Source organism: Janibacter sp. CX7 (genome assembly GCF_024362365.1).
In the GTDB taxonomy this organism is placed as follows: Bacteria; Actinomycetota; Actinomycetes; order Actinomycetales; family Dermatophilaceae; genus Janibacter.
Window position 1 is genome coordinate 2,311,392 of record NZ_CP101464.1, and the last position, 19,900, is coordinate 2,331,291.

The 19,900-nt window shown below is 71.6% G+C and carries 20 protein-coding genes and 1 pseudogene; 7 read left to right on the top strand and 14 right to left on the bottom strand.

The genetic code is table 11. From position 1 onward, the window contains the following. The first annotated feature begins 168 nt into the window (after nucleotides 1-168). Nucleotides 169-1,269: an LCP family protein gene (locus tag NMQ01_RS11360; RefSeq protein ID WP_255184038.1), complete on the top strand. Its 1,101-nt coding sequence runs from the start codon at nucleotides 169-171 to the stop codon at nucleotides 1,267-1,269. 124 nt (nucleotides 1,270-1,393) lie between these two features. On the opposite strand, the gene NMQ01_RS11365 is transcribed toward NMQ01_RS11360, so the two are convergent. From NMQ01_RS11365 to NMQ01_RS11375, 3 genes are read right to left on the bottom strand one after another with little or no spacing between them, the layout of a single operon-like run. Next, complete coding sequence (locus NMQ01_RS11365) at nucleotides 1,394-2,020, bottom strand: LUD domain-containing protein (protein WP_255184039.1); 627 nt, start codon at nucleotides 2,018-2,020, stop codon at nucleotides 1,394-1,396. Next, complete coding sequence (locus NMQ01_RS11370; protein WP_255184040.1) at nucleotides 2,017-3,489, bottom strand: lactate utilization protein B; 1,473 nt, start codon at nucleotides 3,487-3,489, stop codon at nucleotides 2,017-2,019. Before NMQ01_RS11370 ends, NMQ01_RS11365 begins: the two co-directional genes overlap by 4 nt. Continuing rightward, complete coding sequence (locus NMQ01_RS11375) at nucleotides 3,486-4,226, bottom strand: (Fe-S)-binding protein (protein WP_255184041.1); 741 nt, start codon at nucleotides 4,224-4,226, stop codon at nucleotides 3,486-3,488. The genes NMQ01_RS11370 and NMQ01_RS11375 overlap by 4 nt, the downstream gene beginning before the upstream one ends. An 89-nt stretch (nucleotides 4,227-4,315) precedes the next feature. Here NMQ01_RS11375 and NMQ01_RS11380 point away from each other — a divergent pair, with 89 nt between their 5' ends. After that, on the top strand, nucleotides 4,316-5,176 hold the full coding sequence (locus tag NMQ01_RS11380) for a 3-hydroxybutyryl-CoA dehydrogenase (RefSeq protein WP_255184042.1): 861 nt from the start codon (nucleotides 4,316-4,318) through the stop codon (nucleotides 5,174-5,176). Between the two features lie 109 nt (nucleotides 5,177-5,285). On the opposite strand, the gene NMQ01_RS11385 is transcribed toward NMQ01_RS11380, so the two are convergent. Both NMQ01_RS11385 and NMQ01_RS11390 read right to left on the bottom strand, forming a co-directional pair. Next, complete coding sequence (locus NMQ01_RS11385) at nucleotides 5,286-6,464, bottom strand: acyl-CoA dehydrogenase family protein (RefSeq protein ID WP_255184043.1); 1,179 nt, start codon at nucleotides 6,462-6,464, stop codon at nucleotides 5,286-5,288. Between the two features lie 255 nt (nucleotides 6,465-6,719). Then, nucleotides 6,720-7,895: a nucleotide sugar dehydrogenase gene (locus tag NMQ01_RS11390; protein ID WP_255184044.1), complete on the bottom strand. Its 1,176-nt coding sequence runs from the start codon at nucleotides 7,893-7,895 to the stop codon at nucleotides 6,720-6,722. A 129-nt stretch (nucleotides 7,896-8,024) separates the two neighbouring features. On the opposite strand from NMQ01_RS11390, the gene NMQ01_RS11395 reads away from it, so the two are divergent. Further along, a complete protein-coding gene (locus NMQ01_RS11395; RefSeq protein WP_369694812.1) occupies nucleotides 8,025-8,477 on the top strand; it encodes a CoA-binding protein in 453 nt (150 codons plus the stop codon). Nucleotides 8,478-8,496: 19 nt separating this feature from the next. On the opposite strand, the gene purE is transcribed toward NMQ01_RS11395, so the two are convergent. Next, nucleotides 8,497-9,057 (bottom strand): 5-(carboxyamino)imidazole ribonucleotide mutase, encoded by a 561-nt coding sequence (purE, locus tag NMQ01_RS11400; RefSeq protein ID WP_255184046.1) that lies wholly within the window; start codon nucleotides 9,055-9,057, stop codon nucleotides 8,497-8,499. Continuing rightward, entirely contained in the window at nucleotides 9,054-10,226 is a 1,173-nt protein-coding gene (locus tag NMQ01_RS11405; RefSeq protein ID WP_255184047.1) for a 5-(carboxyamino)imidazole ribonucleotide synthase, read from the bottom strand. The genes purE and NMQ01_RS11405 overlap by 4 nt, the downstream gene beginning before the upstream one ends. Nucleotides 10,227-10,280: 54 nt before the next feature. On the opposite strand from NMQ01_RS11405, the gene NMQ01_RS11410 reads away from it, so the two are divergent. After that, on the top strand, nucleotides 10,281-10,814 hold the full coding sequence (locus NMQ01_RS11410; RefSeq protein WP_255184048.1) for a GtrA family protein: 534 nt from the start codon (nucleotides 10,281-10,283) through the stop codon (nucleotides 10,812-10,814). 92 nt (nucleotides 10,815-10,906) lie between these two features. On the opposite strand, the gene NMQ01_RS11415 is transcribed toward NMQ01_RS11410, so the two are convergent. The 4 genes from NMQ01_RS11415 to NMQ01_RS11430 are packed head-to-tail and all read right to left on the bottom strand — an operon-like array spanning nucleotide 10,907 to nucleotide 14,579. Further along, the gene (locus NMQ01_RS11415; protein ID WP_255184049.1) at nucleotides 10,907-11,911 is read right to left on the bottom strand and encodes a sensor histidine kinase KdpD; all 1,005 of its coding nucleotides are present in this window, start codon (nucleotides 11,909-11,911) and stop codon (nucleotides 10,907-10,909) included. Then, complete coding sequence (locus NMQ01_RS11420; RefSeq protein ID WP_255184050.1) at nucleotides 11,908-12,576, bottom strand: response regulator transcription factor; 669 nt, start codon at nucleotides 12,574-12,576, stop codon at nucleotides 11,908-11,910. The genes NMQ01_RS11415 and NMQ01_RS11420 overlap by 4 nt, the downstream gene beginning before the upstream one ends. A 24-nt stretch (nucleotides 12,577-12,600) precedes the next feature. Next, nucleotides 12,601-13,749: an adenylate/guanylate cyclase domain-containing protein gene (locus tag NMQ01_RS11425; protein ID WP_255184051.1), complete on the bottom strand. Its 1,149-nt coding sequence runs from the start codon at nucleotides 13,747-13,749 to the stop codon at nucleotides 12,601-12,603. 41 nt (nucleotides 13,750-13,790) lie between these two features. Beyond that, on the bottom strand, nucleotides 13,791-14,579 hold the full coding sequence (locus tag NMQ01_RS11430) for a biotin--[acetyl-CoA-carboxylase] ligase (protein WP_255184052.1): 789 nt from the start codon (nucleotides 14,577-14,579) through the stop codon (nucleotides 13,791-13,793). A gap of 24 nt (nucleotides 14,580-14,603) precedes the next feature. Here NMQ01_RS11430 and NMQ01_RS11435 point away from each other — a divergent pair, with 24 nt between their 5' ends. Continuing rightward, the gene (locus NMQ01_RS11435; protein ID WP_255184053.1) at nucleotides 14,604-16,244 is read left to right on the top strand and encodes an acyl-CoA carboxylase subunit beta; all 1,641 of its coding nucleotides are present in this window, start codon (nucleotides 14,604-14,606) and stop codon (nucleotides 16,242-16,244) included. Beyond that, nucleotides 16,244-16,501, top strand: coding sequence for an acyl-CoA carboxylase subunit epsilon (locus NMQ01_RS11440; protein ID WP_255184054.1), 258 nt, complete (start codon nucleotides 16,244-16,246; stop codon nucleotides 16,499-16,501). Before NMQ01_RS11435 ends, NMQ01_RS11440 begins: the two co-directional genes overlap by 1 nt. Nucleotides 16,502-16,591: 90 nt before the next feature. Here NMQ01_RS11440 and NMQ01_RS11445 read toward each other — a convergent pair whose 3' ends face one another. After that, entirely contained in the window at nucleotides 16,592-17,548 is a 957-nt protein-coding gene (locus tag NMQ01_RS11445; protein WP_255184055.1) for a hypothetical protein, read from the bottom strand. Nucleotides 17,549-17,739: 191 nt separating this feature from the next. Here NMQ01_RS11445 and NMQ01_RS11450 point away from each other — a divergent pair, with 191 nt between their 5' ends. Then, entirely contained in the window at nucleotides 17,740-18,396 is a 657-nt protein-coding gene (locus NMQ01_RS11450; protein ID WP_255184056.1) for an MOSC domain-containing protein, read from the top strand. A 103-nt stretch (nucleotides 18,397-18,499) separates the two neighbouring features. On the opposite strand, the pseudogene NMQ01_RS11455 reads toward NMQ01_RS11450, so the two are convergent. Beyond that, nucleotides 18,500-18,952 (bottom strand): annotated as a pseudogene (locus NMQ01_RS11455) (ribonuclease H); the annotation flags it as partial. Between the two features lie 61 nt (nucleotides 18,953-19,013). After that, a complete protein-coding gene (locus NMQ01_RS11460; protein WP_255184057.1) occupies nucleotides 19,014-19,823 on the bottom strand; it encodes a methyltransferase domain-containing protein in 810 nt (269 codons plus the stop codon). Nucleotides 19,824-19,900: the final 77 nt, after the last annotated feature.

Consider the following 19,900-nt stretch of genomic DNA (forward strand, 5'->3'; position numbering starts at 1 on the left):
GCGGGCCATCCCGACCGGCAAGCGGCGCGCACCCGGCCGCCCGTCCCCGCCTCCGGCGAGCGCCCCGCCCTCCAGCAGCGCCCGCGCCAGCAGCCGGCTGCCCAGGGGCGCCCCCGCCCGGCCGCGGCCTCGTCCCGCCGGCCCGTCGAGGAGCCCCGGACGCGGGTCATGCCCGCCGGGACTCCCCCTTCGCGCCCCGCGGTGGAGCGCCCCCGTCGTCCGGCCAGCGGTGGTCCCGCCGGCCCGAAGGCACCCGGAGGTCCCCGCCGCCCGGCAGCCCGCCCCGCGGACACCGGCGGACCCGGCCGACGGCGCCGCCCGCTGCGCACCTTGGGGATCTGCGTCCTCGTCCTCGCCCTCGTGTGGGGCGGCGCGATGGTCTGGGCGGTCAACAGCGCCTGGTCCAACGTCGCGAAGGTCGACGCCACCCCGCCCGGGCCGCACCCCGACAGCGAGGGGCGCAATGTCCTGCTCGTCGGCAGCGACTCCCGCGCCGGTCTGACCGACGAGGAGCGTCGCGAGCTCGGCACCGGCTCCGACACCGGCGGGGCCCGCACCGACTCGATCCTCGTGCTGCACACCGGCGGCGGGAAGTCGACGCTGCTGTCGATCCCCCGCGACTCCTACGTCGAGATCCCGGGCAACGGCATGAACAAGATCAATGCCGCCTTCAGCATCGGCGGGCCCAAGCTGCTCAGCCAGACCATCGAGCACAACACCGGGCTCGAGATGGACGGCTACATGGAGATCGGCTTCGGCGGCTTCGCGCAGGTCGTCGACGCGGTCGACGGGGTCAACATCTGCGTCAAGAACGACATGGACGACCCCAAGGCGCACATCAACCTCAAGAAGGGCTGCCAGGACATGGACGGCAAGACCGCCCTGGGCTATGTGCGCGCCCGCTACTCCGACCCCGAGGGTGACCTCGGGCGGGCGAAGCGGCAGCGGCAGTTCCTCGGTGCCCTCATGGGCAAGATCGCCACGCCCTCGACGGTGCTGCAGCCGTGGAAGATCCACTCCCTCGGCAAGGACAGCGCCGGCGCCCTCACCGTCGGCGAGGACGACTCGATGTTCGGCACGGCGCGTGCCTTCTGGGCCTTCCGCAGCATCGCCAAGGGCGACGGCAACTCGGTGACCGTGCCGATCTCCAACAACAACCTGCCCACGCCCGTCGGCTCGGCGGTGCAGTGGGACGAGGAGCAGGCGCCGAAGCTCTTCGACGACCTGAAGAACGACCGGTCGATCACCGTCGAGCCCGACGACAGCTGAGCCCACCCGCTCCCTGAGGAGGCCGCCCGCGGGTGTCACCCACCCGCTCCCTGAGGAGGCCGCCCGCGGCCGTCACCACCCGCTCCCTGAGGAGGCCGCCCGCGGCCGTCTCGAAGGGAGCGCCTCAGTCGCCGACGAGCAGGACGACGAGGGTGCGCGGTCCGTGCACGCCCTCGACGCGGCTCAGCTCGATGTCGCTCGTGGCGCTGGGCCCGCTGATCCACGTCTGCGGGCGAAGGGGGTCCAGGCGCCGCACGGCGTGGGGCACGTCGGGGACGACCTGGCTGGCGCGCACGATGACGACGTGCCGGTCGGGCAGCAGGGTGAGCGCCCGACGCCCCTGGCCCTCGCCGTGGTCGAGCACGACGGTGCCGGTCGCGGCGATGCCGGCGGCGCACGTCGTGACGACGCTGTCGAAGCCCTCGACGTCGTGGTCGTCGACATCTCCCGTCGACACCGCGTCCTCGCCCAGCCGGCCGACGACCGCCTCACGGACGGCGTCGGGGACCCCGTCGGGGACGAGGACCCGCTCGGCGCCGCGCAACGCGGTGAGCACCTGCACGGGCACGTCGTGGGAGCGGCAGCGCACGACGGTCGCCCGGTAGTCGCTCACCAGCTCGGCGAAGCGGTCGAGCATCTGCCCCGGGTCGGGCGGCGGCAGGGTCGGCTGCGGCTCGGGGGCCTCGACCTGCTCGGCCCCGCGGACCGCGTCACGCACCGCGGCCAAGATCTCCTCACGTGCGCTGCTCATCGCGACCTCCCCTTCCACCACTGCCGGAAGGACTGCCGGGGCGGGACCGGCATGTCCCGTGACTGCGTCCACTTGTGCCCCACCGAGGGCAGCCAGCCGAGCATCGGTCTGCCGGAGGCGTTGTCGCGTCGGCTGACCCGGTCGAGCACCCGGCCGGCGAGCCCGCTCGCGCGCTGCCCGAGCGAGAGCCGGCGAGCATCGGAGAAGGCCCAGGCCGTGGCCTTCATCGCGGCCGCCTCGGGACCCGGGATCCGATCCTCCCGGTGGGCGTCGACGACCTGCGCGCGCAGGTCGACGAGGACGCTCGGGATGTCGATCTTCACCGGGCAGACCTCGTAGCAGGCACCGCACAGGCTGGAGGCGAAGGGGAGGGAGTCCACCTGCTCGCTCTCGCCGACCCCCTTGAGCAGCGGGTTGAGGATCGCGCCGATCGGCCCCGGGTAGACGGAGCCGTAGGCGTGGCCGCCGGTGCGCTCGTAGACGGGGCAGATGTTGAGGCAGGCCGAGCAGCGGATGCAGCGCAGGGCCTGCCGGCCGACCTCGTCGGCGAGCGCCCGGGTGCGGCCGTTGTCGAGCAGCACGACGTGACACTGCTGCGGGCCGTCGCCCTCGGTGACCCCCGACCAGGTCGAGGTGTAGGGGTTCATCCGCTCACCCGTGCTCGAGCGCGGCAGCAGCTGGAGGAAGACGTCGAGGTCGTCCCAGGTGGGCACGACCTTTTCGATCCCCACGACGCTGACGAGGACCTCGGGCAGCGTGAGGCACATCCGTCCGTTGCCCTCGGACTCGACGACGACGAGCGAGCCCGTCTCCGCGACAGCGAAGTTGGCGCCGGAGACGGCGACCTTGGCCCGTAGGAACTTCTCCCGCAGGTGCAGCCGGCTGGCCTCGGCGAGCGCGGCCGGGTCGTCGGTGAGGTCGTCGGGGGCCGGCCGGCCGACCTGCCCCATCTCGCGGGTGAAGATGTCGCGGATCTCGGTGCGGTTGCGGTGGATCGCGGGCACGAGGATGTGGCTCGGCAGGTCGTGCCCGAGCTGGACGATGAGCTCGGCGAGGTCGGTCTCCCACGCGGAGATCCCGCGGGCCTCGAGGGCCTCGTTGAGCTGGATCTCCTGGGTGGCCATCGACTTGACCTTGACGACCTCGTCGACGCCGTGGCCCTCGGCGATGTCGCCGACGATCCGGCAGGCCTCCTCGGCGTCGCGGGCCCAGTGCACGGTCACCCCGCGCTCGGTGAGCCGCTCCTCGAGCCGCACGAGCTGGGTGTCGAGGTCGTGCAGGGCGCGGTCCTTGAGGCTCGCGGCCCGCGTGCGCAGGCCCTCCCAGTCGTCGAGCTCGCCGATGACGTCGGCGCGCTTGTCACGGATGGTGTGGGTGGCCTTGTGCAGGTTGCGCCGCAGCTGGTCGTCGGCCAGCGCGTCGACGGCCGCCTCCGGGAAGGGCGGCATCCCGAGGAAGGTGGCGCTCATGCGGGCACCTCCTCGGTCGCGGCGAGCACCTCGGCGAGGTGCATCGTGCGCACTGGCGACCCCTGACGGGAGAGGATCCCGCCGATCTGCATGAGGCAGGAGGAGTCCCCGGCGACGAGCACCTCGGCGCCGGACTCGATGGCGTGGGCCGCCTTGTCCTGCCCCATGGCGGCGGAGACGTCGGCATTCTTCACGGCGAAGGTGCCGCCGAAGCCGCAGCACTCCCGCTCCTGCGGCAGCTCGCGCAGCTCGAGGCCGCGGACCGCCTCGAGGAGCCGTCGTGGCCGGTCCCCGACACCGAGCATCCGCAGCGAGTGGCAGGTCGGGTGGTAGGCGACCGAGTGCGGGAAGGACGCTCCGACGTCGGTGACCCCGAGGACGTCGACGAGGAACTCCGACAGCTCGTGGGCACGCGGTCCGTGGCGCTCCACCGCGGCGACGAGCTCCGCGTCGCCGGAGCGCCGCGCGATGATCTCGTGCTGGTGGCGGACGCTTCCGGCGCAGGAGCCCGAAGGGAGGACGACGGCGTCGTAGTCGGCGAAGGTGCTCGCGTAGGAGCGCACGACGGGCTCGGCCTCGTCGAAGTAGCCGGTGTTGATCATCGGCTGGCCGCAGCAGGTCTGCCCCGGTGGCACGTCGACCTCCACTCCCAACCTTTCCAGCAGTCGGACGGTGGCCTTCGCGACGTCCGGGAACATCGTGTCCCCGATGCACGTGGCCATGAGGGCGACTCTCATCTGACCTCCTCGACGGTGGTGACCTCCCCTGCAGGCTATGCCCGGATCCCGGTGGGTGAGGGGTGTCACACACCGGATACCGTGAGCGCATGGACAACACGCTGCAGAAGATCGGGGTGGTCGGGTGCGGCCTCATGGGTGCCGGCATCGCCGAGGTGTGCGCCCGAGCCGGCTCCGACGTCGTCGTCGTCGAGTCCGACCAGGAGCGGGCGGACGCCGGGCGCGGCCGCCTCGAGAAGTCGCTGCGACGCGCGCAGGAGCGCGGCCGCATCGAGTCGGCCGACGAGGTGCTGGGCCGGATCCGGGTCGTCACCGAGCTCACCGAGCTCGCCGACCGCGAGATGGTCGTCGAGGCGATCCTCGAGGACGAGGCGGCCAAGGTCGAGCTCTTCAAGCAGCTCGACGAGATCGTCTCCTCGCCCGAGGCGATCCTCGCGTCCAACACCAGCTCGATCCCGATCATGAAGCTCGCGACGGTCACCAAGCGCCCGGCCAACGTGCTCGGCGTCCACTTCTTCAACCCCGTGCCGGTCCTCAAGCTCGTCGAGCTCGTGCCCTCGCTCATGACCGCCGACGAGACGGTCGAGCGCGCCCGGGCCTACGTCGACGGTGACCTCGGCAAGCACGCCATCACCTGCCAGGACCGCGCCGGCTTCGTCGTCAACAGCCTGCTCATCCCCTTCATCCTCAGCGCGATCCGTATGTACGAGTCGGGCTTCGCCACCGCCGAGGACATCGACCAGGGCTTCGTGCTCGGTGCCGCGCACCCGCAGGGCCCGCTCGCCCTCGCCGACCTCATCGGTCTCGACACGACGATGGCCGTCGCCCAGTCGCTCTACGAGGAGTTCAAGGAGCCGCTCTACGCTCCCCCGCCGCTCCTGCAGCGCATGGTCGACGCCAACCTCCTCGGCCGCAAGGCCGGTCGCGGCTTCTACACCTACGAAGGCTGAGCCCCGCCCACACCGTCAGACCGACGAAGGGCCCGAGTCCGGATGGACTCGGGCCCTTCGTCGTGCGCCGGGCGGCGCCGGGGATCTCGCCCCGCGCGGGGGCGCGTAGTCAGCGCGCGGTGGGCAGACCCTTGAGCAGCTGCCGCGCCATGACGACCCGCTGGACCTGGTTGGTGCCCTCGTAGATCTGGGTGATCTTGGCGTCGCGCATCATCCGCTCGAGCGGGAAGTCGCGGGTGTAGCCCGCCCCGCCGAGCAGCTGGACGGCGTCGGTCGTGACCTTCATGGCGACGTCCGAGGCGAAGCACTTCGCCGCGGCACCGAAGAAGGACAGGTCGGCGTCGTGGCGCTCGGACTTCGCCGCCGCGACGTAGACCATCTGGCGGGCGGCCTCGAGCTCCATCGCCATGTCGGCGAGCATGAACTGGATGCCCTGGAAGTCGGCGATGTGCTTGCCGAACTGCTGGCGCTCCTTGACGTAGGCCAGCGCCTCGTCGAGCGCGCCCTGGGCGATGCCGACGGCCTGGGCGCCGATCGTCACGCGGGTGTGGTCGAGGGTGCGCAGGGCGATCTTCAGGCCCTCGCCCTCGGCGCCGACGATGCGGTCGCCGGGGATGCGGCAGTTGTCGAAGTGCAGCTCACGCGTCGGGCTGCCCTTGATGCCGAGCTTGCGCTCCTTCTCCGAGAAGCCGAAGCCCTCGTCGGACTTCTCGACGACGAAGGCCGAGATGTTGTTGCCGCGCGGGCCGTCGGGGTCGGTGACCGCGAGGACCGTGTAGAGCTCGGACTCGCCGGCATTGGTGATCCAGGCCTTCTGGCCGTTGAGGATCCAGTCGTCGCCGTCCTTGGTGGCCTTGCACTTCATGCCCGCGGTGTCGGAGCCGGCCTCACGCTCGGAGAGGCCGTAGCTGAAGCCCTCCCCCTTCGCCAGGCGCGGCATGTAGCGGGCGTTGATCTCCTCGGACCCGCCGAGGATCACCGGCATCGAGCCGAGCTTGTTGACCGCGGGGATGAGCGAGGACGACGCACAGACGCGGGCGACCTCCTCGATGATGATGCACACGGCGAGGGCGTCGGCACCGACGCCGCCGTGCTCCTCCGCCACGTGGGCGGCGTGGAAGTCGCTCGCGATGAGGGCCTCGTTGGCCTCCTTCGGGAAGCGGGACTCCTCGTCGACCTCGGCGGCGAAGGGCTTGATCTTCGCCTCCGCGACGGCCCTGACGGCCTCACGGATCGCCTCGTGGTCCTCGGAGGTACGGAACATGTCGAAGTCGGGATTCGCGCTCACGGCCGTGATGCTACCGGCCGCCCCAACGGCCTTGCACAGGTGTTCAACGACAAGACCCACGACGACGTCTGTCGCCTACCCACAACACGCCGACGCCAGTCATGATCAGGCGCAGGTCGAAGGGGGATGGCTGCGCACATCAAGCCGAAGTCGGTCACGCCACCGTGAGGCATGTACGCAACGCAGGACTTCGGCGGGCGCAGCCGTCCCCCTTCGACCGGAGCAACCGGAGCGAAGGGGGGACGGCGAAACGGCTCAGCTGTCGGTGCCGAAGAGGTCGCGGGTGTAGACCTTGTCGGCGACGTCCTCGAGGTCCGCGGTGCGGCGGTTGGCGATGATGACGTCGGAGACGGACTTGAAGTCCTCGAGGTCGCGGTAGACCTTCGACCCGAAGAACTCGTCCTCCTGCAGGGCGGGCTCGAAGATGACGACCTGCACGCCCTTGCCCTTGAGGCGCTTCATGATCCCCTGGATCGAGGAGGCGCGGAAGTTGTCCGAGCCGGACTTCATGATCAGGCGGTGGACGCCGACGACCTTGGGCTGGCGACGCAGGATGTCCTCGGCGACGAAGTCCTTGCGGGTGCGGTTGGAGTCGACGACCGCCTGCATGAGGTTCTGCGGGACGTCCTGGTAGTTGGCCAGCAGCTGCTTGGTGTCCTTGGGCAGGCAGTAGCCGCCGTAGCCGAAGGACGGGTTGTTGTAGTGCGTGCCGATGCGCGGGTCGTGGCCGACGCCGTCGATGATCTGGCGGGTGTTGAGCCCGTGCGTCGCGGCGAAGGTGTCGAGCTCGTTGAAGTAGGCGACGCGCATCGCGAGGTAGGTGTTGGCGAAGAGCTTGATCGCCTCGGCCTCGGTGGAGTCGGTGAGCAGCACCGGGGTGTCGGTGTCCTCGGCGCCCTCGACGAGCAGGTCGGCGAAGCGCTGCGCGCGGTCGCTCACCTCGCCGACGACGATGCGGCTGGGGTGGAGGTTGTCCTCCAGGGCCTTGCCCTCGCGCAGGAACTCGGGGCTGAAGATCAGGTTGTCGGTCCCGAGCTTCTCCCGCAGACCGGCGGTGAAGCCGACGGGGATCGTGGACTTGACGACCATGACGGCGTCGGGGTTGATCTCCATGACGTCGCGCACGACGCCCTCGACCGAGCTGGTGTTGAAGTAGTTGGTGTCCGGGTCGTAGTCCGTCGGCGTCGCGATGACGACGAAGTCGGCGCCCGCGTAGGCCTGCTCCTTGTCGAGGGTGAAGGTCAGGTCGAGCTCACGGTGGGCGAGGAAGTCGATGATCTTCTCGTCCTGGATCGGGCTGGTGCCGGCATTGAGCATCTCGACGCGGCGTGCGTCGATGTCGAAACCGACCACCTCGTTGTGCTGGGCCAGCAGGACGGCCATGGACAGGCCGACATAACCGGTCCCGACGACGGCGATCTTGGTAGTCACGTGATTCCTCACTGCGCTCGGGTCTGGGGTGTACTCCCGGGCGCATTATGTCCGACCGGCATGACATTCCGCGTCCCGGCGTGGCGTGGGCCGTTGATTCCCCCGGCGCGGGGGCGTTGGATGGGTCACATGAGCCTGACGCACAAGAACGACACGGAGATCATGCGGCGCCTCATCGCGGACCCGGGCACCTGGGTGGTCGTGGGCCTGAGCAGCAACACCGACCGCGATGCCTACCGCGTGGCCCGCTGGCTGAAGTACGAGATGCACAAGGCGATCATCCCCGTGCACCACTCGGCCGAGGCGGTCGACGGCGACCAGGGATATGCCTCGATCTCCGACATCCCCGACGGCGACGTCAAGGTCATCGACCTCTTCGTCAACAGCGGCGAGGTCGGCGCCCTCGTCGACGAGGCGATCGCCAACAAGGACCGCCTCCAGATCGACGCCATCTGGATGCAGCTCGGCGTCGAGGACCCGGCCGCGGCCGACCGCGCCAAGGAGGCCGGCCTGCAGGTCGTCATGAACACCTGCCCCAAGATCGAGTGGCGCCAGCTGCGCAACGAGGGCGCCGCGCGCTGACCGACCCGAGCGAAGGGGGTCAGGCCCGCTCGGAGGTCTCCGGCGCCGGCGCACGACCGGCGGCCACCCGCTGACGCAGGCGCTCCCCCTTCGCATGGGCCTGGGCCGACAGGTCCGCGGCGAAGTTCGCCAGGGCCGACCGCAGACGCTGCGCCTCCTCGCCCTCGCCGGCGGCGAGGATGCGCACGGCCATCAGCCCCGCGTTGCGGGCTCCCCCGACGGCCATCGTCGCCACGGGGATGCCGGCCGGCATCTGCACGATCGACAGCAGCGAGTCCATGCCGTCGAGGTGCTTGAGGGGCACGGGCACGCCGACGACCGGCAGGGTCGTCACCGACGCGAGCATGCCGGGCAGGTGCGCGGCGCCGCCGGCGCCGGCGATGATCACCCGCAGGCCCCTCCCTTCGGCCTGCTGCCCGTACTCGACCATCTCGGTGGGCATGCGGTGCGCGGAGACGACATCGGCCTCGAAGGCGATGCCGAAGTCCTCGAGCACCTCGGCGGCCGCCTCCATCGTCGGCCAGTCGCTGTCGCTGCCCATGACGAGACCGACGCGCGGGCTGCTGCTGTCACTGGTCATTCGGTGATCACTCCCTGGATGTAGTCCGCCGCGTGACGGGCCCGCTCGCGCAGGTCCGCCAGGTCGGTGCCGCTGACGTTGACGTGGCCGATCTTGCGGCCGGGGCGCACGGCCTTGCCGTAGAGGTGCACCTTGAGCTCCGGGTCGCGGGCCATGAGGTGCCGGTAGGTCGGGTAGAGGTCGGTGGGCTCGCCGCCGAGGACATTGCCCATGACGGTCCACGGCTCGCGGGCACGCGGCGAGCCGAGCGGAAGGTCGAGCACGGCCCGCAGGTGCTGCTCGAACTGCCCGGTCACCGCCCCGTCCATGCTCCAGTGGCCGGAGTTGTGCGGACGCATCGCGAGCTCGTTGACGACGACCGAGCCGTCGGCGAGCTCGAAGAGCTCGACGGCCATGACCCCGGTGACGCCCAGGGCCGCGGCGATGTCGAGCCCGACGAGGGTGGCCGCCTCGGCGGCCTCGGCCGGCAGGTCCGGCGCCGGGGCGATGACCTCGGTGCAGATCCCGTCGGTCTGCACGGTCTCGACGACGGGCCAGGCGGCGGCCTGACCGGAGGGGCTGCGGGCGAGGAGCACCGCGAGCTCACGGACGAAGGGGACGGCCTCCTCGAGCAGCAGCTGCTCGCCGCGCTCGGCCGCAGCGGCGAGCCAGTCGCGCACGTCGTCGATGCCGTCGGCGACGAGCACGCCCTTGCCGTCGTAGCCGCCGCGGGGGGTCTTGACGACGACCGGCCAGCCGACCTCCTCCGCGAAGGCGAGGACCTCCCCTTCGCTCTCCGCCGGGGCCCACCGCGGGCAGGGGACGCCGGCGTCGGTGAGAGCCCGCCGCATGACGAGCTTGTCCTGCGCGTGCACGAGGGCCTCGGGGGTCGGGTGGACGGCGACGCCGTCGGCGACGAGGGACTGCAGCACCGGCGCGGGCACGTGCTCGTGGTCGAAGGTGACCACGTCGCAGTGGCGGGCGAAGTCGCGGACCGTCTCGACGTCGGTGTGGTCCCCGACCGGGGCGAAGGGGGTGACGAGCGCCGCCGAGGCATCGCTCGCCTCGGCGAGGACCGCCAGCGTCACGCCGAGCTCGGCCGCGGGGCCGGCGCACATCCGCGCCAGCTGACCACCACCGATCACACCGACGACTGGGAAACCTCCGGGGGCACGTGGGGGGATCGACACGTGCCGAGGATACGGTGCCACCAAGTGTCACCGTCGCGGATTACCCTGCACGAGATGCCCGACTCCACCCAGGCGGCCCCCGACACCGCGGACGACGTGACCCCGGCACGCCGCCGCGGCGGCCTCGGGCGCCTCGTCGACACGATCTGGCACGAGGTCGCGAAGTTCGGCCTCGTCGGCGCGATCTCCTTCGTCATCGACCTCGGTGGGATGAACCTGCTGACCCACACCGTCCTCGAGGGCAAGCCGACGACGGCCCGCCTCCTCAGCGGCGTCGCGGCGACCCTCTTCGCGTGGTTCGGCAACCGCAGCTGGACCTTCGCGCACCGGCGCTCCCGCCCGGTCCACCACGAGGTGACGCTCTTCTTCGTCGTCAACGGCCTGGCCCTGGTCATCTCGACGGCCTGCCTCGTCATCTCGCACTACGTCCTGGGCTTCGAGACCCGGCTCGCGGACAACATCGCGACGGTCATCGGCATCGGCCTGGGCACGCTCTTCCGCTTCTGGACCTACCGGCGCTTCGTCTTCGCCAACGAACCGATGGACGTCGACACCTCACCCCTCGAGAGCGACGACTCCCCCACCTGACAACTCTGCAAGACCCTAGGGTCTTGCAGAGTTCACCGGGTCCAACTCCGCAAGACCCTAGGGTTTTGCGGAGTCTTACGGCTTCGGGCCTGTCAGCGGCTGCCGGGGCCGGAGAGGAAGACGCAGAAGACCGCCGGCTGGGCCTGGACGAGCTCGAGACGGCCACCGTTGCGCTCGGCGAGCTGGCGCGCGAGGCCGAGCCCGAGGCCCGAGCCGTGCGAGGTCACCGAGCGCTCGAAGATGTGCGGCGCGATCGCTGCAGGGATCCCCTCTCCCTCGTCGCTCACCTCGATGACCACCGAGGTCCCCGAGCTGCGGATCTCGATCTCGACCCGACCGGCGCCGTGGGCCAGCGCATTTTCGATCAGGGTCTGCAGGATCTGCGACAGGTCGACCGGCGAGGCGCGCACGGCGAGCCCGGGCGGACCGTCGACACGCATGGCGCGACGAGCGGCGGTGAAGGCCGGCTGGTACTCGCGCTGAAGGCCGGCGAGAACGGAGTCGAGGGAGATCTCGGGCAGCTGGGCCTCCTCCCCCTTCGACCTCGTGCGCATCGTGTCGACGACGCCGGTGAGGCGCTCGACCTGGGTGACGGCAACAGCCGCCTCGTCGCGGATCGCGGCGAGGTCGTCGGTCTGGCCGATCTCCTCCAGCCGCATGAGCAGTGCCGTCAGCGGCGTGCGCAGCTGGTGCGAGGCGTCGGCGGCGAAGTCGCGGTCGAGGGCCCGCTGCCGCGCCAGCTCGCCGGCGAGCCGGGCGAGGTCGCCGGTGACCTGGTCGATGTCGCGCAGCCCGACGACCGAGCGCGGCAGCGCTCCGTCACCGTCGCGGATCGCCGCCACCTGGCGCTCGATGAAGGCCATGCCCTCCGCCCGGCGCCGCTCGAGGACCCGCAGGACGAGGAAGGCGCCGCCACCGACGGTGACGACCCCGACGAAGGGGGCGACGACCGTCCAGCCGACGAGGTCGAGACCGAGGACGTGCTCGCCCCCGTCACCGGAGACCAGCGCCACGCTCCCGAGCACGAGAGCCGTGACGACAGCGACCCCGATGACCGCCGCGAGGAGGAGCCGACGGGCCTGACCCGCGAAGGTCACGAGTCGAAGCGGAAGCCGACGCCACGCACCGTCGCGATGTGGCGCGGGTCGGCGACGTCGTCACCGAGCTTCCGGCGCAGGACAGAGATGTGCATGTCGAGCGCCTTCGTCGAGCCGTACCACTCGGTCTCCCAGACCTCACCCATGAGCTGCTCACGGGTGACGACCCGGCCGGCCTCCCGGACGAGGACGCTGAGGACCGCGAACTCCTTGGCCGTCAGGGCCAGCTCCTCGCCGTGGAACCACACGCGTCGGCTGTCGACGTCGATGCGCAGCGGACCGGTCGGCTCGACGGTGTCGTCGGAGCGACGACGCAGCAGCGCACGCACCCGCGCCATGAGCTCGGCGAGGCGGAAGGGCTTCGTGACGTAGTCGTCGGCGCCGGCGTCCAGACCCACGACGGTGTCGACCTCGTCGGCCCGCGCGGTGAGGATGAGCACCGGCACGTCGGAGCCGGTGGCGCGCATCCGACGGCACACCTCGAGGCCGTCGAGCGTGGGCAGCCCGAGGTCGAGGACCAGCAGGTCGGGCGGGGTGCCGATCGCCGCATCGAGCGCATCGCGCCCGTCCTCGTGGACCGTCACCTCGTAGCCCTCGCGGACGAGGGCCCGGGCCAAGGGGTCGGAGATGGCAGCGTCGTCCTCGGCCAGCAGCACTCGTGTCATGGGTCGGATCATAGGAACTGCAGCTCAGACGTGCGCGGTGACATGCGCAGGGCCGCGCACACCGGTGACCCGCACGAGCCGGCTGGGGGCGACCTCGCCGATGCCACGCAGCGAGCGCGGGCGGGTCGGCAGGGTCGAAAATCCGCTGAGCGGCTCCAGCAGGCGGGCCAGCGCGTCGTCGACGAAGACACCACCGGGCGGCGCGACCGCGGTGAGCCGGCTGGCGCGGTTGACCGTCGTTCCGAAGACGTCGCCCAGACGCCGCACGACCGGCCCGTGGGCCATGCCGACGCGCGCCGACGGGAGCAGGTCGTCCTCGCTCATCGCCTCGACGAGGTCGAGCGAGATGGCCGCGGCGGGCGCGACCTCGAAGGTCTGGAAGAGCACCTCGTCGCCCACGGTCTTGACGACGCGGCCACCGTGGGCGGTGACGACGTCGGTGCACAGGTCCTCGAAGCGCTGGACCATGCGGGCGAGGTCGCGCTCGGTGAGTCGACGCACGACGGACGTGAAGTTGACCAGGTCGGCGAAGCCGATGACCGAGGCACGGCTGCCGTCCTCCTCGACGGTCAGCAGGCGCTGGATCGTCGCCGTGAGCTGGCGGCGCCACACGTAGACGACGAGCGGCTCGAGCTCGTCGGACAGGTCGGCGAGCCAGGTGGCGGCGGCCTCGGCATCGCGGGTCGACGCGGCGGCCGCACCGAGCGGGGTCGCGTCGTCCTCGGCCCCCGACGGGGCCTGGCCGGAGTCGTCACCGGTCGACTCGCCGTCACCCTGCCGCTGGCGGGCGATCTCCTCGCTGACCAGCTGCCCCTGCCAGGCGGCGAGCCGGTCCATCGTGCGTGCGATCGCCCGGGTCATCGCGAGCGCGAACTCCTCGGGGATGTCGTCCTCGCGGACCATCGTCGCCACCCGCGTGAGCGCCTCGAGGTCGGCCTCGGTGAACATCGTGTCGCCCTCCTGGACGACCGGGAACCCCATGGCGTGCCAGAACTTGCGAGCCGAGCGTATCGAGACGCCCGCCTCGCGGGAGACCTCGCGTCGCCCCATGCTCGCGGGCCGACCGAGCATCGCCCGCTCGAAGGCCTCGAGCGCCGGGTCGTGCCCGGGGTCGTGTCCGTCGGCGTGCGCCGCCGCCGCGGCGGTGGGGTCGTCAGTGGGATCGCTCGACACTGCCACCTCCACGCTCCGGGGGACGCGTGACCGGCCCCCGGTCACGGACGAGGCGACGTGCCCGCGGGGCGGATGTGCTGCACGTCACCTGCCGCCACCGTATCCGAGCGCCCGTCGGCGCTGACGACCAGCCTCCCGTCGTCGTCGACACCGGTGGCCGTCGCGGTGACCACGGAGCCGTCGGGCCGGTGGACGTCGACGAGGCGACCGATGGTGCCGCAGGCCTCGCGATAGGCGAGGTGGACCCCCTTCGCCCGCTCGTCGCCTGTCGCGAGGTCGGCATGCAGCCCGCGGAGCCCGCGGAGGACGGAGGCGGCGAGGTCGGTGCGGTCGACCTGTGCACCGACGAGGCGAAGGGAGGTCGCCGTCGCCACGGGCAGCTGGTCGCGCTCGTGGTGCACGTTGATCCCGATGCCGACGACCACGCCGGTGCCGGACGGGAGCATCTGGCACAGGACGCCGCAGACCTTGCGGTCACCGTCGGCGGGCACGAGGACGTCGTTGGGCCACTTGAGCTCGGCGGCCACGCCGACCTCGGTCAGCGCGGAACGCACGGCGAGCCCGGCGGCCAGGGGCAGCCAGCCGGGTGCAGGGACGGTCGGGACGAGCACCGACATCGCCAGCCCGGCACCGGGGACCTCCTGCCAGGCGCGACCGAGACGTCCGCGGCCGGCCGTCTGCAGGTCGGCGAGCACCGGGGACCACGGCACCGCGCGCTCGAGGACGTCGGCATTGGTCGATCCGGTGACCTCGCGGTGCACGACCGCACCCCACCCCTGTGAGGTGGGTAACGCCGTGGTCAGACGCTGGACGTCGATCGGAGGGAGCATGCGCGCAAGGCTAGGCTGCGCGTCATGTCCCAGAGCACCGAGACCACTGACGCTCAGGCGATCGGTGGCACCGACGTCCCCGACGGCATCGACATCCACACGACGGCCGGCAAGCTCGCCGACCTGAAGCGTCGGGTGGCCGAGGTCGCGCATGCCGGATCCGAGCGTGCCATCGAGAAGCAGCACGCCCGCGGCAAGAAGACCGCCCGAGAGCGGATCGCGCTCCTCCTCGACGAGGACAGCTTCGTCGAGATGGACAAGTACGCGCGCCACCGCTCGACCGCCTTCGGCCAGGAGGCCAACCGCCCCTACGGCGACGGCGTCGTCACCGGCTACGGCACGGTCGACGGTCGTCAGGTCGCGGTCTTCGCGCAGGACTTCACGGTCTTCGGCGGGTCCCTCGGTGAGGTCTTCGGCGAGAAGATCACCAAGGTCATGGACTTCGCGATGAAGATCGGCTGCCCCGTCGTCGGGCTCAACGACTCCGGCGGCGCGCGCATCCAGGAGGGTGTCGTCTCCCTCGGTCTCTACGGCGAGATCTTCAAGCGCAACGTGCACGCCTCAGGCGTCATCCCGCAGATCTCGCTCATCATGGGCCCCTGCGCCGGCGGCGCCGTCTACTCCCCCGCCGTCACCGACTTCACCGTCATGGTCGACCAGACCTCGCACATGTTCATCACCGGCCCCGACGTCATCAAGACCGTCACCGGTGAGGACGTGGAGTTCGAGGACCTCGGCGGCGCCCGCTCGCACAACACCAAGTCGGGTGTCGCGCACTACATGGGCACCGACGAGGAGGACGCCATCGACTACGTCAAGGCGCTCCTGTCGTACCTGCCGAGCAACAACCTCGAGACGGCGCCCGTCTTCGGCGGCGAGCTCGACCTCGCGGTCAACGACACCGACCTGGCGCTCGACACGATCATCCCCGACTCGGCGAACATGCCCTACGACATGAAGGCCGTCATCGAGACCGTCGTCGACGACGGCGAGTTCCTCGAGGTGCACCCGCTCTTCGCGCCGAACATCATCTGCGGCTTCGCCCGCGTCGAGGGCCAGTCGGTCGGCATCGTCGCCAACAACCCGATGCAGTTCGCCGGCACCCTCGACATCGACGCCTCGGAGAAGGCCGCCCGCTTCGTGCGCACCTGCGACGCCTTCAACGTCCCGGTCCTCACCTTCGTCGACGTCCCCGGCTTCCTCCCCGGCACCGACCAGGAGTGGAACGGCATCATCCGCCGCGGCGCGAAGCTCATCTACGCCTACGCCGAGGCGACCGTCCCGCTCGTCACGGTCATCACCCGCAAGGCCTACGGGGGCGCCTACGACGTCATGGGCTCCAAGCACCTCGGCGCCGACATCAACCTCGCGTGGCCGACCGCCCAGATCGCCGTCATGGGCGCGCAGGGCGCGGTCAACATCCTCTACCGCAAGCAGATCGCCGCGGCCGAGTCCGAGGGCCGCGACGTCGAGGCGGCCCGGCAGGAGTTCATCACCGCCTACGAGGACGCCCTCGCCAACCCCTACGTCGCCGCCGAGCGTGGCTACATCGACACCGTCATCACGCCGAGCAACACGCGGATGAACATCTCCAAGGCGCTGCGGGCCCTGCGCACCAAGCGGGAGACCCTGCCGCCCAAGAAGCACGGGAACATTCCGCTGTGATGGCTTCGCAGGAGCAGTCGTCCGAGCAGGGCGAGCAGCCCGAGGCTGCGGCGCCCGCGGGCCCGCGCATCGAGGTCCTCGGCGACGCCTCGCCGGAGCAGGTCGCGGCGCTCGTCGCGGTCCTGTCCGGGCTGGGTGGCGGCGAGGAGGAGGCCCCGGCGGGTCCCCCTTCGCGCTGGTCCTCGCCCGAGCGGCTGGTCCGCCCGGCGGTGCACCCCTCGCGAGGCGGCTGGGCGGCCTCCGCCCTCCCCCGCTGACCTGACACCCGATTCACCCGGCCCGCTGCTGCCCAGGGGCCGCGCATTCGAAGAAGGAACGCCCGCTCGAGCGGGCGTTCCTTCTTCGATTCAGGCACTCCTGCGCGACCGCTCCCTGAGCATCCGGTAGGCCTCGACCACCTGGTCGAGGAACTCCTCGCGGACGACGCGCAGCCCGATCAGACTCATCCGCAGGACGAGGTGGTCATCCATGACCAGCGAGTTCTGCCGCAGATGGTCGTGCGCCACCTCCAGGCCCTCGGTGTGGGCCGCGCCGTCGATCTCGAGCGCCAACCCCACGTCGTCCCAGCACACGTCGAGGTACCTGGTGCGGCCCCCGACCGCACGCACGGACTGCCGGCTGGGCATCGGCAGACCCCGAGCGCGCAGCCACGGCCCGATGTCGAGCTCCCCCAGGGAGTGGGCGCCGTCGGCGATGTCGGCGACGAGGTCGCGGATGACCGCGCACCGGCGCCTGCCCCGGTAGAGCTCCGCGGCGGCGACGAGGTGGCCACCCGTGATGATGCGCTGCTGCACGGGCATCACGAGGAAGAGAGCCGCCTGCCGGTCCGAGGCAGCCCAGCTCGCAGCGCGAACGGCCGCCAGGGCCGGTGGCGTCCGAGGGACACCGGCGCTCACCCCTTCGCCCTCGACCCGTCGGGACACCTTGTGCTGGACGACGCCCGCGATCTGCCGCGTCTGGCACAGGTGGTGCAACGAGACGTGGACGGCCTCATCGGTCAGTCCCCGCACCCCGGCAAGCTGCAAGCTGGTGACCCCGTCGACGAGTGCATCTCCTCCGCTCTCGTGCACGGCCGACCACGCTCGCGCCGTCGTGGAGAGCTCGCCCGTGTGCACGGCCACCGATTGCCGCCCGTGCAGGCGCCACCGCCCGGCGGACACCTCACGCGCCACGCGGTTGCGGTCGATCCCGAGCTCTCGCAGCTGCGCACGCGCGAGCAGCCCGTCGCTGGCGAGGGCAGCATCGCAGGCGGCCGCCCGCAGCGCGGCCGCGGTCTCCGTCCGGCTCGCTGGCTTGTCTCCCACAGCCGCCACGATGGCGCCCCGGCACGCACCGAGTCCTCCACGGGGACCAACATGTGGATGTCGCCCAGCCCTCGATCCGGGCTGTGGATCCCCCTTCGAAGAAGGAACGCTCGCTCGAGCGAGCGTTCCTTCTTCGACCCGGAGGCGAGGTCGGGCCGGGACGGCGACCGCCCGAGACGTAGGCTCCACGGGTGCCCCTCCCCCGCGTCCTGAGCGTCAACGTCGGCCGACCCATGCTCCAGCGCGTGCCGAAGGGGAGGCCCACCGGCATCGGCAAGCAGCCCGTCGACGTCATCACCGTCGCCGACCCCGGGCCCAAGCGCGTCGAGGACGGCGCAGGAGTCTCCGGCGTCGAGGGCGACCACATCGGCGACGGACGCCACCACGGCGGGAGCGACCAGGCGGTCTACGCCTTCGCCCGCGAGGAGCTCGATGCCTGGGCGGCAGCCCTGGGACGAGAGCTGCCCGATGGCATGTTCGGGGAGAACCTCACGACGAGCGGCCTCGACGTCGACGCGAGCGAGATCGGCGACGTGTGGCACGTCGGGAGCGCCGTGCTCGAGGTGCGCGGGCCCCGCGTGCCCTGCGCGACCTTCGCCGAGCGGATGGGCGAGCGGGGCTGGGTCAAGCGCTTCGCCGCGCACGGCCGCAGCGGCGCCTACCTTCAGGTCGTGCAATCCGGCGAGATCCGACCGGGCGACCAGATCACCGTGACCCCGTCGGGCTCGGGCCTCGACGTGCCGACCCTGCTGCGCGCCTTCCTCGGTGACCGGGACGCCACCCGGCTCGCCATCGACTCCGGCACCCTCGCCGAGCACCGCCGCGAGGAGCTGCTCGGCCGGCTCTGACCCCGGACCCTCAGAAGAGCGACAGCGGCTCGTCCGGCGCCTCGGTGGTGGTGGGCTCGGCCGAGGGAGCCGGCGTCGCAGGACCCGACCCGGCGCCCGGGATGCCGGGGCCGGGCTCGGGGGCAGCCCCCTTCGACCAGGCAGCGGCGGCGCTCGTGGCCAGCCGGTCGGCGTGCTCGTTGAGCTCGTGGCCGGCGTGCCCCTTGACCCACTCGAAGCTCACCCGCCGGCCCTGCATCGCCGCGTCGAGCGCCTGCATGATCTCGACGTTGAGGACCGGCTTGCCGTCCTTCTTGCGCCAGCCCTTGCGCTTCCAGCCGGGCATCCACTGGGTGATCGAGTTGATGACGTACTTGCTGTCGCAGATGACGTGCAGCTCCTCGTCGAGGTGCGCCGTCTGCTGCAGCAGGTCGAGGACGGCGGTCAGCTCGCCCATGTTGTTGGTGCCGTGCGGCCAGCCTCCGCGCGCCCATCGGTCCTCGTCGATGTACCAGCCCCAGCCGGCCGGGCCGGGGTTGCCGAGGGCGGAGCCGTCAACGGCGGCGGTGATCGTCATGCAGGCACTCCAGGAGGACGAAGGGGGGTCACGGGCGGCCCCGAGTATCGCACCGGGGTCGTCAGTCGGCGGCAGACACCCGGGCGAGCACCTCGCCGTGCACGACGACGAACCACCCGTCGGGCGAGTGCGTCCACGCCCGCCACCCCTCGACGACGTCGGCGATGCCCGCTGCGTCGGACAGGCCCTGGCGCAGGACCTCGTCGTGGAACCCGGACTCGACCGCCCGGCGCTGCCACTGCCCGCCCCACCACTCACGCGCCTCGTCGTCGGCGTAGCACCACACCGAGGCCGTCGCCGTGACGTCGGTGAGGCCGGCGGCGTGCGCCCACCCGAGCAGGTGGCGGCCGGCGTCGGGCTCGGCCCCGGTGCCCCGCGCTGCCGCCCGGTAGAGCTCGAGCCAGCGGGTGAGCCCCGGGTGCGCCGGCGCCCAGGTCATCGCCTCGTAGTCCGCATCGCGCGCGGCGACGAGACCACCCGGACGGGTCACCCGCGCCATCTCGCGCAGCAGCCCCACGGGGTCGACCACGTGCTGGAGCACCTGATGGGCGTGCACGACGTCGAAGGAGTCGTCCGCCCAGGGCAGCGCCATCGCGTCCGCCACCTCGAAGCTCGTGCGCTCGTCCCCGGCCTCGCGGGCGGCGGCCCGGGCAGTCTCGACGACCTCGGCCGACGCGTCGACGCCGACCGCCTCACCCGGCGCGACCCGCTGCGCGAGGTCGAGGGTGATCGAGCCGGGGCCGCACCCGACGTCGAGGACCCGCTGGCCCGGCCGCAGGTGCGGCAGGAGGTAGCCGGCGGAGGTCTCGGCGGTGCGGGCCGCGTGCGAGGACACGACCGGAGCGGCATGGCCGTGGAGGTAGCGGGTCATCCAGCGATCGTGGCACCGGTCCGGCGACGGCCCGAGGCGCCGTCGCATCCCGAGACGCCCTCCGGAGGACGACAATG